The sequence below is a fragment of the Pseudoclavibacter sp. AY1H1 genome (genome assembly GCF_002931055.1).
Classification (GTDB): Bacteria; Actinomycetota; Actinomycetes; order Actinomycetales; family Microbacteriaceae; genus Pseudoclavibacter.
This window is the reverse complement of record NZ_PSXX01000005.1, coordinates 22980-38467: the sequence shown is the minus strand read 5'-3', so window position 1 is coordinate 38467 and position 15488 is coordinate 22980. Positions and strand designations below refer to the sequence as shown.

Genomic DNA, 15488 nt, shown 5'->3' with positions numbered 1-15488 from the left:
CGCGCAGTCGGAGCTACTCTAGCGCGGCCCTTCGTCGAGCTACCACAGTCCCGTCGTGATGAGGGTGGCGAGTGCCGCGCGGTCCCGTGGCCGGCGTCGCAGCTGCCGCCAGCGTCGCACGAGCCGCAGCGCGTCCCGATACGTGAACTCGGCAAGGATCTCGTGCAGCCACTGCAGTCTCGGCAGCTCCTCGGGGGAGGCGACGTGGATGCACGCCTCGACGGTCAGCTGCACCTGCCCGCGGTGCCAGCGGTTCGAGGTGAGTCTGAGGCGCTTCCACGCCTGCGAGAGGCCGGTGTTGGCGCCGACCGCGTTGGCGACGTGCTGGCGGTAGTCGACGGTCGACTCGCCGTCGATGATCCAGCGGAGCCCGGCCGATCGGGCGAGCGCGTAGATGAGCCAGTCGTGGGCGAAGGCCGTGCGTGCTGGGGAGTCCGCGTTGTCGAGCTGGTCTGCGACGAGCCGCGCGAATCGCTCGGTGAGGAGGAACGTCGATCCGGGGCCGGGCGTCTCGAAGAGGTGGTCCGCGAGGCGCTGCGGGTAGTCCTTCTTGATGAGGATGCGCGTGCCGTCTTCGGTGAACGCGGTGACGTTGGAGGAGATGCCGTCCGCGCGGCCCTCGCCGAGGAGCCGGATGTGCCGCTCGAGCTTGGCGGGCATCCACACGTCGTCCTGGTCCGCGAAGCCGACGTAGTCGTACTCCTCGATGGGGATCGTGGTGAGCAGGCGGAAGAAGTTGGGTGCGGGGGCGCCGAAGGTCTCGGGGGAGAGGATCGTGATGCGGGGGTCGGCGGCGGCGCGCTCGGCGAGGAGCTCGAGGGTGCCGTCCGTCGATCCGTCGTCGGACACGTACACGTGGAGGTCGGCGCCGGCCTGGTCGAGGATCGAGTCGAGCTGCTCGTCGAGGTAGGGCTTCCCCATGTGGGTCGCGAGGAGGACGGCGACGCGCGGCGGCGTGCGCGGCTCGGCGTTGGTGTGCATCCCGTATTCCTCTTCTCTATACGCGTTCTACCGCGGCGGTTCTCCAGCGTTCAAGTATGGCCGAGTGGGTTGGCGAGCATTCGCATTCCGTGCCGCACTAGACTCCTCGGCATGGAGATTCGCGAACTCAGCATCCCAGACAGCTACGAGATCACGCCGAAGCAGTTCGGCGACGACCGCGGCGTGTTCCTGGAGTGGTACCGCTTCGACAAGCTCGCAGAAGCTGTCGGGCACTCGATCGACCTCAAGCAGGCGAACACCTCGGTGTCGACGCGGGGTGTGGTCCGTGGCATCCACTTCGCGGACATTCCGCCGAGCCAGTCCAAGTACGTGACGTGCACGCGCGGAGCCGTGCTCGACTTCGTCATCGACATCCGCACGGGCTCGCCGAAGTTCGGCGAGTGGGACTCGGTGCGTCTCGACGACGTCGACCGCAAGGCCATCTACCTGTCCGAGGGTCTCGGCCACGCGTTCGTGGCACTCACGGATGACGCGACGGTCAGCTACCTCGTCACCGACACCTACCACGCGGAGCGCGAGCACGGCATCAACCCGCTCGACAAGGACGTCGACCTCCGCTTCCCGGAGGAGGCCGGCGAGCTGCTGCTCTCCCCGAAGGACACGGATGCCCCCTCGCTTGCCGAGGCGGCTGCGTCCGGTCTCCTCCCCAGCTGGGAAGAGGCCCGCGCCTACTACGCGGAGCTCAGCGCGAAGGCGGGTGCGTAGCCATGAAGGGAATCATCCTGGCCGGCGGCTCCGGCACGCGTCTGTGGCCGATCACCAAGGGCATCTCGAAGCAGCTCATGCCCATCTACGACAAGCCGATGATCTACTACCCGCTGTCGACGCTCATGATGGCGGACATCCGCGAGGTGCTGATCATCACGACGCCCGAGTACAACGAGCAGTTCCGCGCCCTGCTGGGTGACGGCTCGCAGCTCGGGATGCGCATCGAGTACGCCGTGCAGCCGTCGCCGGATGGGCTCGCGCAGGCGTTCATCATCGGCGAGGAGTTCATCGGCGACGACTCGGTCGCGCTGGTGCTCGGCGACAACATCTTCCACGGCTCTGGGCTCGGCTCGTCGCTGCGCGGCAACAACGTGCTCGACGGCGGCTTGATCTTCGCCTATCACGTGTCGAACCCGGTCGCGTATGGCGTCGTCGAGTTCGATGAGCACAACAAGGCCGTGTCGATCGAGGAGAAGCCGGAGGTGCCGAAGTCGAACTACGCGGTGCCCGGCCTCTACTTCTACGACAACGACGTTGTCGAGATCGCGAAGAACGTGGAGCCTTCCGCGCGGGGCGAGCTCGAGATCTCGAGCGTCAACTCGGCGTACCTGGATGCGGGCAAGTTGCAGGTGCAGGTGCTCGACCGTGGCACGGCGTGGCTGGACACCGGCACGTTCGAGTCGATGATGCAGGCGAGCGAGTACGTTCGCGTGATCGAGGACCGTCAGGGCTTCAAGATCGGCTGCATCGAGGAGATCGCGTGGCGCGCCGGGTGGATCGACGACGCGGAGTTCGCGGAGCTCGCGAAGCCGCTGCAGAAGAGCGGATACGGACGTTACATGCAGGGGCTCCTCGCGTAGCGAGCCCCGCTTGCCGGTGAAGGCCGTGGCCCCTCGGGGTCACGGCCTTCGTCGTTGGCGCCACGCTCGGCATTTGCGCGACGCTCGCGGTCAGCGCTCGTCGCGCTCCCGCAACGACTGGAAGAGGTCGCGGGCGATGTCGTAGCTCCCGCGCGAGTAGTTCGCGTAGCGACCCCGCAGGGTCCACCTGAGGACGCGGGGGAGCCGACGGATGCGCGAAGCCGGCAGCTCGAGCCGCTGTCGTTCGTGCGCGACCTTGCGCCGCACGTGGGCCTCCTGCTCCGGGGTGCCGCCGAGCTCGCTGACGCGACGCAGCAGCGCCACGGCGCGGCGGTAGCGGCGCAGCTGGTCGGCGGAGCCGTCCTTGGTGGCCTGCGAGATCTTCACCCGCAGGGTGGGTGCGGTCTGCCCGATCTGGTTGCCGGTGTGCTGCCGGTAGTCGATGAGGGGCTCTCGCACGACGCGGAGTCCGTTCACGAGCGCTGCCGTCGTCGCGAGCCACTCGTCGTGGATCCACGGCTCTGGCGCGTTGCCGGCTCGGAAGACGAGGGATGCGCGCAGCATCATGGTGGCGCCGGTCACGAAATTGCGGGCGGTGAGCGCCTCGAGCTGCCGCCCGTTCTCGTAGTCGCGCCATTCGGCGTCGGTGATCTCCAGCGATTCGAGGAGAGTGCCGCCGATGGGCTCGCCGTCCTCGTCGACGAGGAGTGCGTCGGAGTGCGCGAGCAGGGCCTGGTCGTCGCCGACGAGGGCGGCGAGGAGGTGCTCGACCTTCTTGGGGTGCCACACGTCGTCCTGGTCGCTGGTGGCGAGGTACTCGGTGCGGGCCTCGCCGAGCGCGAATGCGAAGTTCGCACTCACCCGCAGCGGCTCGTCGCGGGTGTAGATGCGGAATGCGCGGTCGGAGGCTTCCAGCACGCGGCGCGCGAGCTCGAGCGTTCCGTCGCTCGAGGCGTCGTCGGAGACGATGACCTCGGCGACGGGGTGGCTCTGCGAGAGGATGCTCTGCAGCTGCTGCTCGAGGAACTGCTCGCCGTTGTGGGTGCACACGACCGCGGTGACGGGGGCGTCTCCGAGTCGCTGCTCGCGGGCATCCTCCTGGCGGCGTTCGGCGACGAGTCGCGAAGCTGGCATCTGCTCTCCTCTGTCTCGGTGCGCTGTGGTGCTAGCTTGGCACGAGTCTGCACGCGCTCAGGGGAGGAGTCGGCCGCAGCGGCCGCCCGAGACTATGAATCGACTTGTCATCTACCTGCTCTTCGACCGGGCTGGTCTCGCCGACGCCGGTGTGCTCCGGGCGCTGCGGGGCCTGCGCGGGCACGCCAGCGAGCTCTTCGTCGTCGTGAACGGCTCGGTGACCGACGCTTCGCGCGAGTCGCTGGCCTCCGTCGCCGACAGGGTCTTCGAGCGGCCGAACGAGGGCTTCGATGTCGGCGGCTATCGCGCTGCGCTCGAGGAGATCGGTCTGGAGCGGCTCGCGGCGTTCGACGAAGTCGTGCTCGCGAACTACACCTTCTTCGGGCCCGTCGTCGACTTCGCCGAGACGTTCGCGTGGGCGGATGCCGCGGGGCACGACGTGTGGGGTGTGACGGAGCACGGGGAGCTCAGCCCGGACCCGTACACGCGACGCGGCACCCTGCCATCGCACCTGCAGTCCCATTGGATCGCCGTGCGGAGGGACGTCGTGGTGAGCGACGCGTGGGCCGAGTACTGGGCGTCGATGCCCGAGATCCGGTCGTACGACGACTCGGTGCGGCACCACGAGGCGCGCTTCTCCCCGTTCTTCGCGGAGCGCGGCTTCTCGGTCGGCGCGCAGTTCCCGGCAGGCAACTTCCGGGTGGACGGGACACCCGTCGCCAACGCCAGCCTCGAGACCCCGCTGCTGCTGCTCGAGGCGGGGGCGCCCCTCGTGAAGCGCCGCGTGTTCTTCCACGACCCCGTCGAGCTCGACCACCGCGGGGTCTCGGCTCGGGACGTCGCCCTCGATCTCGAGCGACGGGGCTTCCCCGTCGACGTGCTCGTCGAGGGGACGGCGCGGTTCGCGCCGAGTCGGGTGCTCGCCGGCGGCGTCGGGGCTGGCCCTCGGGTGCTGCGGCGCGCATCGACCGCGCTCACGCACGAGTGGCTTCGAGACGCGGCGAGCGGCGACGAGTCGGCGACGATCTCGGGTCTGCACGTGCGCATCGTCCGCGGCGACTTCTGGCGCAGGCTCGCCGGCGGCGACGAGCGGCTGCTGGACGCCGACCTGCTGCTGGTCGAGTCGGCGGCCGCGGACTCGGTGCGCTCGGCTCCGGCGAGCGCCTCGATGCTGGCCCGCCAGCGGGGCAGGAGGGTCATCTTCGAGCGAGCGGAACCGCTCGCGTGGGAGTTCGCCGACCATGCCAGCCTGGGGATGGTGGTGCCGGTGGCGCCGCCCATCGGGACCGGACTGCTCGGTGACGGCTGGCGCGGCACCCGCACGAGGGCCGCTCTGCTCGCCGCGACGCTCGGTGCGGATGCACCGCTCGATCCGAACGCTCCGATCGCTCCGTACGCGGGGTTCGCGGCGTATCGGGTGGATGCGCTCCGACCGCTCGCGGGAGCCCTCGGCTCGCTCGGCTACGCGCCGCTCGAGGCGCGCTTCCCGGAGGGGGAGCTCGCGACGCTCCTCGACCTGGTCGCGAGCCGCCTCGTGTTCGACGCCGGGTTCGCGGTCTCCGAGGCTGAGACCGCCGATGGCCTCGCGAGCGACTACGCGCTGCTCGCCGCGAAGTACGAGGATCTCGTGGCCGAGTTCGGCTCGGACGTGCGAGCACCGCACCGTCTTGCGCGCGCTCGCCGGCCCGGCGGCAGCGGCCTCACGCGGGTCGCCGCAGCCGTGATCCGTCGTCTGCCCGCGCTCGAGGAGCCGCTCCGGCGTCTCGCCGCTGACGCCGAGGGTCTGCTGGCGCGCCTGCGCTGACCGCGCCCCGCGGCGCGGCATCAGGAGGCCCCGGCCTCCGGCGGGGTACCGTGTCTGCGACTGGAGGTGGCAGATGAGCAACGGCGAGACGCCGCTCGGCGGGCAGTACGACCCTGACGAGCTCGAAGAGCTGGAGAGCCAGGCCGAGCGCCGTGGCACCGGGCGAGGGCTGATCATCGGCCTCCTCATCGCGGCGGCCGTGGCGATCGCCGCGATCGTGTTCGTGCTCATGAACCCGCTCGGGCAGCAGGCCCCACCAGACAACACGGCCCCGGTCACGACGTTGCCCCAGGCGACCGAGGTGGCGGTCCCGGAGACGCTCATCGTCACGGCCACCCCTGGACCGACGGTCACGGTGACCGAGACCGCGGCCCCAGACCCGGACGCCGAGGCGTCCGCGGTTCAGGTGTCGCTGAGTCGTGCCTACTGGGTCCCGGACCAGCGCGTGATCTCAGCTGCAGCGCTCGTGTCCGCCACGGAACCGGGCGGGACCTGCACGCTCGTCTTGAAGAACGGGCCGGTGACGTTCGTCGCGACGGCGTCGGCGGCCGCTCCGACCTCGGCCGGCACCGATGCCTCGAGCTGCATCGTGAACCTCCGCGACGAGTCGATCACCCCCGGTGATTGGGAAGCGGTCATGCAGTACGAGGGTCCAGCTGGGAGTGGCGTGAGCGCTCCGATGACGGTCACCGTCACCTGACCCCGAGCTCGTGGTGCGGCGGGCTCCCGGTCGGCCATCGGATCGGCGAGCTGCAGCTAATCTGATCGGTGGCCGCTACCAAAGGGGAATGCTCATGACAGCTCGCGTCACCGTCGCCACCCGCACGAAGAACCGTCCGCTCCTGCTGCGTCGGGCCCTCGACAGCGTGCTCTCGCAGACGTTCGCTGACTTCGAGCTCGTCGTCGTCAACGATGCCGGCGATGCTGAGGCGCTCGATGCGCTGCTCGAGCCGTTCCTGGAGCGCGCGGCGGGACGTCTTCGCGTGGTCACCAACGTCGTCTCGAACGGTCGCGAGGCGGCCATGAACGACGGGTTCCGGGACTCGGATGCCGACTACCTGGTGCTGCACGACGACGACGACAGCTGGGCTCCCGACTTCCTGCAGAAGACGGTGGACTACCTCGACGCGCACGCCGAGGACGCCGGAGTCGCGACGCGCACTGAGGTCGTCTTCGAGCGTGTCGAGGGCGACACGGTCATCGAGGAGTCGCGCGAGGTGCTCGCCGACGACGCTCACGCGGTCACGCTCATCGGCACCATGCGACGCAGCACGGTGCCGCCGATCTCGTTCCTGTTCCGGAGGAGCGCCTACCTCGAGGTCGGCGAGTTCGACGGTTCGCTGCCCGTGCTCGCGGACTGGGATTTCCTGCTCAGGCTTCTGACCAGGCACACCGTCGGCTTCATCAGCGGCGAGCCGCTCGCGTTCTGGCATCAGCGGCTCGCGTCGCTCGGCCCTGACGGGAACAGCGTCGTCATCGCTGCCGACGAGCACTCCGACTACGGCACGATCATCCGAGACCGCTACCTGCGCAAGGCGCTCGACGGGGGCGGGGGGATCGGCCCTTCGCTGCTCGTGACGAGCCTCTTCGAGGACATGGAGCGCTCGTCTGCGGAGTCGAGGCGACAGGCGAGCGAGTTCTCGCAGGTCTCTCAACTCAAGCAGGCCGAGGCACTGGAGGTGACGAAGGTCGCTCTCCTCCTCGAGATCGCGAAGCTCGAGCAGCAGCAGCGGGACGTGCTCCAGTCCCTCGACGTGCTGCACACGGTCGCCGAGGTCGCGCTGCCCGTCGTCAATGGTGCGCGGCGAGCAGCGCGCCCAGTCGCCAAGACCGTCCGCGCCGGGAAGAAGGTCGCCTCGGGCATCGGCTCCCTCGTGAGGGCCGGCGCAAGGGTCGCGCTCAAGAGTCGTCGGGGCGCAGGCGCAGGCGCCGGGGACGGGGCAGCCGTGCACGAGGCTGGGGTTGTCAGCATTCGTCCGGAGATCGTGAACACGCCCATGCCGCTCGTCGCCGCCGGTCGGCCTCGCGAAGATGCGCGGCTGAAGGGCAAGACGCCGAGGCGCGTGGCGTTCTACCTCTTCTTCGACCCGGAGGGGCAGGTCGATGACTACGTCCTCCACAAGCTGACGGCGCTTCGTGAGCACGTCGAGCACATCTTCGTCGTCTCGAACTCGCCCATCTCGGATGAGGGCAAGGCGCGGCTCGCCACGGTCGCGGACACGGTTCTCGAGCGTGAGAACAAGGGCTTCGACGTGTGGGGGTACAAGGAGGCGCAGGAGCACTTCGGATGGGATCGACTCGCGGAGTACGACGAGCTCATCCTCCTCAACTACACGTTCTTCGGGCCCATCTTCCCGTTCGGTGAGATGTTCGACCGAATGGATGCCCAGGACGTCGACTTCTGGGGTATCACGAGCCACGAGGCCGTGACCCCCCACCCGCACCACGGCGTCGGCAGCATGGCCGGGCACATCCAGTCGCACTGGATCGCCGTGCGACGAGACATGTTCCTGTCGGACGAGTACCGCGAGTACTGGGCGGACATGCCGATGATCACGTCGTACTTCGACTCCATCGACCGTCACGAGGGCCGGTTCACGAGCTATTTCGCGAGCCTGGGCTTCGTCTACGAGCTGGCCTTCCCCTCGGAGGACTACCCGTCTCAGCACCCGATCTTCGACAACATCTCGCTCATGCTCGACGACCGTCTGCCGATCCTGAAGCGACGCATCTTCTTCCACGACCCGGACTACCTGGACAGGCAGGCGATCATCGGTCGCGACGTCACGGATCGTCTGGAGCGCGCGGGTTTCCCGATGGACCTCATCTGGTCGAACGTGGTGCGCAGCGCGAAGCCGCGCGTGCTGCACACGAACTTCTCCCTGCTTGAGATCCTCCCCGATCTGGAGGAGCGCGACGCCACGGGGCGGGAGCTCCTCGAGCGCACGCAGCTCGGGCGGACCGCCGTGGTCGCGCACCTCTACTACGACGAGCTCATCGACGAGATCGTCGATCACGCCGCTCGTGTGCCCGGGGAGGTCGACCTGTACGTGACGACCACGGACGAGACGAAGCGGGCCGCCATCCGCGAGGCCGTCGCGCGTCGCGGCTGGGGGGACCGGAGCGACGTCCGCCTCGTCGAGTCGAACCGGGGCCGCGACATCTCGGCGTTCTTCGTCGGCTGCGCGGATGTGCTGCGCGACGAGCGGTACGAGTTCATCGTCAAGATCCACGGCAAGAAGAGCGTCCAGGACGGATGGAATGCCGGGCAGTGGTTCAAGCGCCACCTGCTGGAGAACCTCCTTCCGAGCGAGGGCTACGCTGCGAACCTCTTCGCGCTGTTCCAGAAGCACGGCACGCTCGGAATGGTCTTCCCCCCGGTCATCCACATGGGCTATCCGACGCTCGGACACGCCTGGTTCCTCAACAAGGGCCCCGCCGGGAAGCTGCTCAGGCAGTTGGGCGTCTCGACGCCACTCGACGACTCCACCCCCGTCTCGCCGTACGGCTCGATGTTCATCGCGCGCCGAGAAGCACTGCGGCCCATCGTGGACGCGGGCTTCACCTGGGATGACTTCCCCGGTGAGAGCGGGTACCAGGACGGCACCCTCGCGCATGTGCTCGAGCGCATCGTGAGCTACGCCGCGCACGGTGAGGGCTTCCACACGCGGACCGTCATGAACACCAGGATGGCGGCCATCAGCCACACGTTCCTCGAGTACAAGCTGCAGGAGCTCGCGTCGTTCGTGCCGTACGGTCACGCGATCGAGCAGGTCCCGTATCTTGCTGACGTGCTCGGTGGCGGTCCAGGTGTCGCGCCCTCTCCGCTCGGCGCGTTGAAGCGGTACGTGGCTGAGCAGAACCCGGCTTCGGCGCGAGCGCTGCGCCCTGCGTACGCTGTGGCCCGGAAGGTGTACGCGCAGGTGCGCTCGGCGGGCGGTGGACGCCCCTCCTGATGCGGTGCTGGTTGGTGCCGTCCAGAATGCGGGCCAGCTACTATCAATGTCATCATCCGTAGCACCCGTCCTGGGATCTGACCTCGAAAGCACTTATGCCGCTCACGCTTCAACAGGCGTTCGACCCGCGCGCGAACAGCATCGGCTTCCTCCGTTGGTTCCTGGCCTTCGCCGTCATCTTCGCTCACGCTGGTCCCCTGGGGGGCTTCTACGGTGGTCACGACCTCGGGTCCCAGCTCTCCACAGAGCAGTCGCTGGGTGGTGTGGCTGTCGCGGGTTTCTTCTTCTTCTCCGGATTCCTGATCACGAAGAGCCGTCAGGGAAAGTCGACGATCTTCCGCTTCTTCTGGCGCCGCGTCCTGCGCATCTTCCCCGCCTTCTGGCTCGCCCTGCTGACGACGGCGTTCATTCTCGCCCCGATCGCGTGGCACCGGGAGACCGGGAGCATGGCCGGCTTCTGGGACGCATCGACGGAGTCGCCGTTCACGTACTTCATCAACAACATGTGGTTGAACCTCGGTCAGCGCAACATCGCGGAAATGGGTGGAAGCCTGCCGTTCGCGACGCTCGGGGGCTACGACTGGAACGGGTCGGCGTGGACCCTCATGTACGAATTCCGGGCGTACATCATGATCGGCTTCCTCGGCCTGTTCGGGGTCCTGTCGAACCGCATCGTCGGCGGGCTGATCGCCCTGGCCCTCATCCTCGTGAACGCGCTGACCTGGAGCGGGTGGGTCGACATGCTGTCGATCAGCCCGTTCATGACGAACCCCTTCAACGCGATGTTCTTCGCGCCGTTCGCCTTCGGGATGCTCTTCGCCTTCTTCGGCGACAAGATCGTGATCGACGATCGGCTCGCGGTCTTCGCGATCGGAGTCGCGTTCTTCGCCTACAACTACGGCGGGTGGAACATGTGGGGGCAGTACTTCCTCATGTACTTCCTCATGTGGTTCGCGATCCGCACCCCGAAGCTCAACAACTGGGAGAAGCACGGCGACTTCTCGTACGGGATCTACATCTTCGCCTGGCCGCTCATGCAGTTCGGCGCCTACTTCGGCCTGCAGAATGCGGGCTGGCTCGTCTATCACCTCGTCATCGCGATCGGCGCCCACGTCTGCGCGTACATCTCCTGGCACGTCATCGAGAGCCCGGCGATGAGCCTCAAGAACTGGACTCCTCGCTGGCTCACGTGGGTCATGGATCGTTGCAGGCCCCCGCTCGACCGGGTCAAGGCGCGACTCGTGAACGTCGACTACTCGTCGAGCAACTTCGCCAAGCGCGTGCGCGCTGAGCGCGCAGAGCAGATCAGGAGCGAAGCATGACGAGCACGGGGCCCGGGAGTCTGAGGCCGGAGAGCGGCTTCGAGGAGCCGCCGTCGAAGCAGGGGCGCGTCACCTGGGCCCAGCGGTGGCACAGGGTTCGGCTGATTCCCTTCATCCTCCTCCTCGTCTGCGCGTTGATCGCCGTCATCAGCGGACGCATCACCCAGCAGACGCTTGCTGCGGCGGATGCCCTGCCGCCCGAGCAGGGGCCGGCGTCGGCCGCGTTCGCGCTGCCCCAGGAGACCTGCGCGCCCACCCTGGCGAACCCCGTCACGGGGGATCCATGGTCTGCGGAGAACGCGGATGCGAGCGAGGCGGCATTCGAAGAGAACATGGGCGCCCTGCCGGCCGGCGGTCACTCCTATGTCGAGGGCAACGACGATTGGGTGTTCTGGGGAGACGAGCAGGCCAACAACTTCTCCCAGGCTCTCGGGCGCAGCTACCTGGGGCAGGAGGAGGCCGAGGAGTGGGCGAGCTACTTCCGGACCGTGCAGGCTCAGCTGGCCCAGCAGGGAACGGACCTCATCATCCAGGTCGTGCCAGCTGACTGGGCCGTCCTGCCGGAGGAGCTGCCGGGCTGGGCGCAAGAGCTGCGCGGCCCGACGAACCTCGACCACCTGCATGACGCCTACCCCGATCTGCCGATCATGGACACGCGTCAGCCGCTACGGGACGCGGCCGTCGATGGAGACGTCTACGCGAAGCGCAACAGCCACTGGACCCCGTTCGGCGGCGCCGTCGGGTGGGCGACGCTCGCCGACTGCCTCGGCTCCGTGGACGCCAAGTACGAGCCGCTTGCGCCTCTCGACTTCTCCGAGCTCGAGCCAGTGGTCGTCTCGAGCGAATTCGAGGCGTTCGGTCTTCCCTCGCTCGACGTGCCGACGATGATCCCGTCGCTCGAGGCCTCTGCCTCTCCCATGAGCGTGTCGTTCGCCGATGGCTCGACCGAGGAGATGACGACGAATGTGGGGCTCGATATGCTCCTGCTTCCGGCCACCACGGTGACGGAGAGTCCACAGAGCGATCTGAAGGCCCTCGTGCTCAGGGACAGTCAGGGGAGCAACATCGCTGCCGGCTGGCAGGCGGGGTTCGCGAGCACGAAGCAGATCCGCCATTCCTTCGACGACCCGAACGCGAGAGTCGACGTGCTCGGCGAGGCGGCTGAGTTCCAACCCGACGTGGTCATCTACGAGATCACGGAGCGGCACCTGAACTTCGTTCCCGTGCTTCCCGAGTAGGCGGTCCGCTCAGGGCGGGGCGCGGCCCTGTCGTTATCCTTGGTCCCGGACTGCGGCCAGCTAGGCTGGCGCTTCAGCGACAGAAAGAGACGTGAAAATGGGCACTTGCCTGGTCACGGGAGGTGCAGGCTTCATCGGCACGGCGCTCTCGGCGCTCCTGCCGGCGCACTTCGAGCGCGTGATCGCGGTCGACAGCCTCCACCCGCAGGTGCATCCGCACCCGACTCGTCCCGCCGCACTCGACGAACGGGTCGAGTTCGTGCACGGGGATGTCACGGACGCCGCGATGTGGGATGCGCTCCTCGCAGACGCGGCACCCGACGTGGTCATCCACCTCGCCGCCGAGACCGGCACGGGCCAGTCCCTCACCGAGGCGACAAGGCACGCGGCGACGAACGTCGTCGGCACCACGGAGATGCTCGACGCGTTCGTTCGCGCCGACAAGCTCCCCGAGCGAATCGTCCTCACCTCCAGTCGCGCCGTATACGGAGAAGGCGCGTGGAGCGACGCGGCAGGTGAGATCTCCTACCCCGGGCAGCGCAGCGACGCGATGCTCGCCGCCGGTCAGTGGGACTTCCCGGGGCTCACGCCGCTTCCGTTCGTCTCGTCTCGGGTGACGCCGAACCCGACCAGCGTCTATGGGGCGACAAAGCTGGCGCAGGAGCACATCCTGACCTCGTGGTGCCTTGCCATGGGGGTCGCTCCGGTGCTCTTCCGCCTGCAGAACGTCTACGGTCCGGGGCAGTCGCTCATCAACCCGTACACCGGCATCGTCTCGTTCTTCGCGCAGCGCGCGAAGGCGCACGAGGTGATCCCCGTGTATGAGGACGGTGAGATCGTCAGGGACTTCGTGTTCATCGACGACGTGGCGAGCGCGCTCGTGCGTGGCGTCCTCGTGCCCGCCGAGCAGGCGAGCGCCTCGGCTTCGGCGCCGTACGACATCGGGTCGGGGGAGGGCACGTCGATCCTGCGCCTCGCCGAGCTCATCGCAGCGCACTACGGAGCCCCCTCTCCTGTCATCAACGGCAGGTACCGGAACGGGGACGTGCGGCACGCGTCGTGCGAGATCGACTCGGCGAAGGCCGCCCTCGACTGGGCGCCGTCGACCATGGTGGATGCTGGAGTTGTCGAGTTATGTCAGTGGATCGATCAAGAGGTGCAGAAATAGCAGAGACCCAGCTCAGAGAGCGACCGAACCTGGTCGCTCGCTTCGGCGCAAGGTACCCCACTATGGGGCTGCTGCTGAACCTCACCCTGCGCGAGATCCGCTCGCAGTACAACCGGACGGCGCTCGGGCGCATCTGGTCGCTGGTGAACCCGCTCGCGCAGATCGCGATCTTCTCTGTCGTGTTCGGGTTGCTCTTCGTCGCCGAGCCGCACGTCGGGACCAACTCCGGCCTGCAGAACTACGCGCTCTGGGTGGCCTGCGGCATCATCCCGTGGACCTTCATCTCGGGCGGCATCATGGGCGCGATGAGCGCGCTCATGGCCAACATCGGGCTGCTCACCAAGGTCTACTTCCCGCGGCACGTGCTCGTCACCTCGAGCGTGCTCTCGCTCACGACGACGTTCGCGATCGAACTCCTGGTGCTTGCACTGCTGATGGGCATCGCGGGTGGCCCGAAGCTGCTCATCGTCGTGCTCCTGCTCATCCCCATCGTGGCGCTCACGGCCATGTTCGTGCTGGGCATCGGCCTGATGCTGTCCGTCGCGGTCGTCTACTTCCGCGACGTGCAGTACCTCTGGACGATCTTCAACCAGGTGTGGTTCTACGCAAGCGGTGTCGTCTTCCCGGCGTCGCTGGTCCAGCAGGCGCAGGACAAGCTCACGACAGATGGCTGGAACATCTTCGGGCAGCCGGTCCCGCTCATGGCGGTCTTCGAGCTCAACCCGGCCCACCAGTTCCTCGAGGCGTATCGCTCCGTGCTGTACGACTTCGCGGTGCCGTCTGTCGGCACATGGCTGACCATCACCGCATGGGCGGCGATCATGCTGCTCGCGGGCATCTTCGTCTTCCGAGCGAAGCAGAACCGAATCGTGGAGGAGCTCTGATGACCGGACTTCCGGCAGTGCGCGTCGACAACGTCTCGAAGACGTTCCGCGTGCATCACGACCGCAACCAGTCGCTCAAGGCCACCGTGCTGCAGGGCTACCGTTCCAAGTACGAGGACTTCTGGGCTCTGCGCGATGTCTCACTCGAGATTCCCGAAGGCAAGACCTTCGGGCTGCTCGGGAACAACGGCTCAGGCAAGTCGACGCTGCTGAAGTGCATCGCCAAGATCCTCGCGCCGAACCAGGGCAAGATCGAGACGCGCGGCCGTCTCGCTGCGATGCTCGAGGTGGGGTCTGGATTCCACCCGGAGCTCTCCGGACGCGAGAACGTGTATCTGAACGGATCGATCCTCGGCATGAACAAGCAGGAGATCGATCGGAAGTTCGATTCCATCGTCGACTTCTCCGGGGTCGAGCAGTTCATCGATCAGCCGGTGAAGAACTACTCCTCCGGCATGTACGTGCGTCTCGGCTTCGCCGTCTCGATCCACGTCGAGCCGGATGTGCTGCTCGTGGACGAGGTGCTCGCCGTCGGCGACATGCAGTTCCAGGAGAAGTGCATGGAGAAGTTCGCGGAGCTCAAGCGCGAGGGACGCACGGTTGTCGTCGTCTCGCACGGGCTCGAGCAGATGCGCACGTTCTGTGACGAGGCCGCCTGGCTGAGCCATGGCGAGTTGCAGGCGGTCGGGGTCGCGCGCGACATCATCGACGAGTACTCGAACCGCGAGCACGGGGCCGTCGACGTCGAGCAGGGCGGCACTCGCTTCGGGACGGGTGAGGCGCAGATCACGAAGATGGAGATGCTGTCGGACGATCGGGGTGACACTCGGAGCTTCCGCACGGGTGACCGGGCGGTGATCCGCCTGCACTACAAGGCCGAGGAGCGCATCCCCCGGCCAGTGTTCGGAGCTTCCATCGACCACGTCGAGGGCGTCTTCGTCTGGGGCAACCACGGCCTCGACGGCGGCTTCGTGCCTGACTCGATCGGGCCTGGCACCGGGTCGATCGATATCGAGATCCCACGCATCACGATGAGGCCTGGTGCCTTTCAGCTGAGTGCATCCATTCAGGACTACGACTGCGTGCAGACCTTCGACGCGTGGCAGCGTGCGGTCACGTTCAACGTCGGGCCCGGGACCCCGTTCGAATCCGGTGGGCTGATGACGCTCGACTCGAAGTTCGGCGCGCATGTGGTCGACTCCGGCGAGGTCTCCGGACCCCCCGAAACGCTCGCCGCGCATCGTGTGGCGGACGACCGGACGTAGGTCGAAGCCCGGGTGCTCGGACGCGGCCCCGCTTGCTCGGATTCATCCGGGGGAGCGGGGCCGCGTCTCGCTGTTCGGTCCTGTCGGCCTTCGGGGAAGGCCGCCATAGTGCATGTTGCAGAAATTGCCCGGATTTCTTATTCGGCG

General features: G+C 67.5%; 12 protein-coding genes. 10 read left to right on the top strand and 2 right to left on the bottom strand.

Annotated features, from left to right (window positions below; genetic code table 11):
* Nucleotides 1-39: 39 nt before the first annotated feature.
* Nucleotides 40-981: a glycosyltransferase gene (locus tag C5E05_RS09640; RefSeq protein ID WP_104299654.1), complete on the bottom strand. Its 942-nt coding sequence runs from the start codon at nt 979-981 to the stop codon at nt 40-42.
* Between the two features lie 111 nt (nt 982-1092).
* On the opposite strand from C5E05_RS09640, the gene C5E05_RS09635 reads away from it, so the two are divergent.
* Both C5E05_RS09635 and rfbA read left to right on the top strand, forming a co-directional pair.
* Complete coding sequence (locus C5E05_RS09635) at nt 1093-1707, top strand: dTDP-4-dehydrorhamnose 3,5-epimerase family protein (protein WP_068479667.1); 615 nt, start codon at nt 1093-1095, stop codon at nt 1705-1707.
* Between the two features lie 2 nt (nt 1708-1709).
* Entirely contained in the window at nt 1710-2570 is an 861-nt protein-coding gene (gene rfbA / locus C5E05_RS09630; protein WP_104242985.1) for a glucose-1-phosphate thymidylyltransferase RfbA, read from the top strand.
* A 90-nt stretch (nt 2571-2660) separates the two neighbouring features.
* Here the strand turns inward: rfbA and C5E05_RS09625 are convergent, their stop codons facing one another.
* Nucleotides 2661-3704 carry a glycosyltransferase gene (locus C5E05_RS09625; protein WP_104242983.1) on the bottom strand — a complete coding sequence of 348 codons (1044 nt, stop codon included), beginning with the start codon at nt 3702-3704 and terminating at the stop codon, nt 2661-2663.
* Between the two features lie 94 nt (nt 3705-3798).
* Here C5E05_RS09625 and C5E05_RS19810 point away from each other — a divergent pair, with 94 nt between their 5' ends.
* The 8 genes from C5E05_RS19810 to C5E05_RS09585 all read left to right on the top strand — a co-directional run bounded on the left by C5E05_RS19810 (nt 3799) and on the right by C5E05_RS09585 (nt 15341).
* On the top strand, nt 3799-5508 hold the full coding sequence (locus tag C5E05_RS19810; protein ID WP_181059492.1) for a rhamnan synthesis F family protein: 1710 nt from the start codon (nt 3799-3801) through the stop codon (nt 5506-5508).
* A 73-nt stretch (nt 5509-5581) separates the two neighbouring features.
* Entirely contained in the window at nt 5582-6208 is a 627-nt protein-coding gene (locus C5E05_RS09615; protein WP_104242981.1) for a hypothetical protein, read from the top strand.
* A 94-nt stretch (nt 6209-6302) separates the two neighbouring features.
* Nucleotides 6303-9464: a rhamnan synthesis F family protein gene (locus C5E05_RS09610; RefSeq protein WP_181059490.1), complete on the top strand. Its 3162-nt coding sequence runs from the start codon at nt 6303-6305 to the stop codon at nt 9462-9464.
* 95 nt (nt 9465-9559) lie between these two features.
* Nucleotides 9560-10786, top strand: coding sequence for an acyltransferase (locus C5E05_RS09605; RefSeq protein ID WP_104242977.1), 1227 nt, complete (start codon nt 9560-9562; stop codon nt 10784-10786).
* A complete protein-coding gene (locus tag C5E05_RS09600) occupies nt 10783-12024 on the top strand; it encodes a hypothetical protein (RefSeq protein WP_104299650.1) in 1242 nt (413 codons plus the stop codon). The genes C5E05_RS09605 and C5E05_RS09600 overlap by 4 nt, the downstream gene beginning before the upstream one ends.
* 97 nt (nt 12025-12121) lie before the next feature.
* Entirely contained in the window at nt 12122-13192 is a 1071-nt protein-coding gene (locus C5E05_RS09595) for an NAD(P)-dependent oxidoreductase (protein WP_104242973.1), read from the top strand.
* A gap of 62 nt (nt 13193-13254) precedes the next feature.
* Complete coding sequence (locus C5E05_RS09590; protein ID WP_104242971.1) at nt 13255-14076, top strand: ABC transporter permease; 822 nt, start codon at nt 13255-13257, stop codon at nt 14074-14076.
* Nucleotides 14076-15341: an ABC transporter ATP-binding protein gene (locus C5E05_RS09585; protein ID WP_104242969.1), complete on the top strand. Its 1266-nt coding sequence runs from the start codon at nt 14076-14078 to the stop codon at nt 15339-15341. The genes C5E05_RS09590 and C5E05_RS09585 overlap by 1 nt, the downstream gene beginning before the upstream one ends.
* Nucleotides 15342-15488 lie beyond the last annotated feature (147 nt).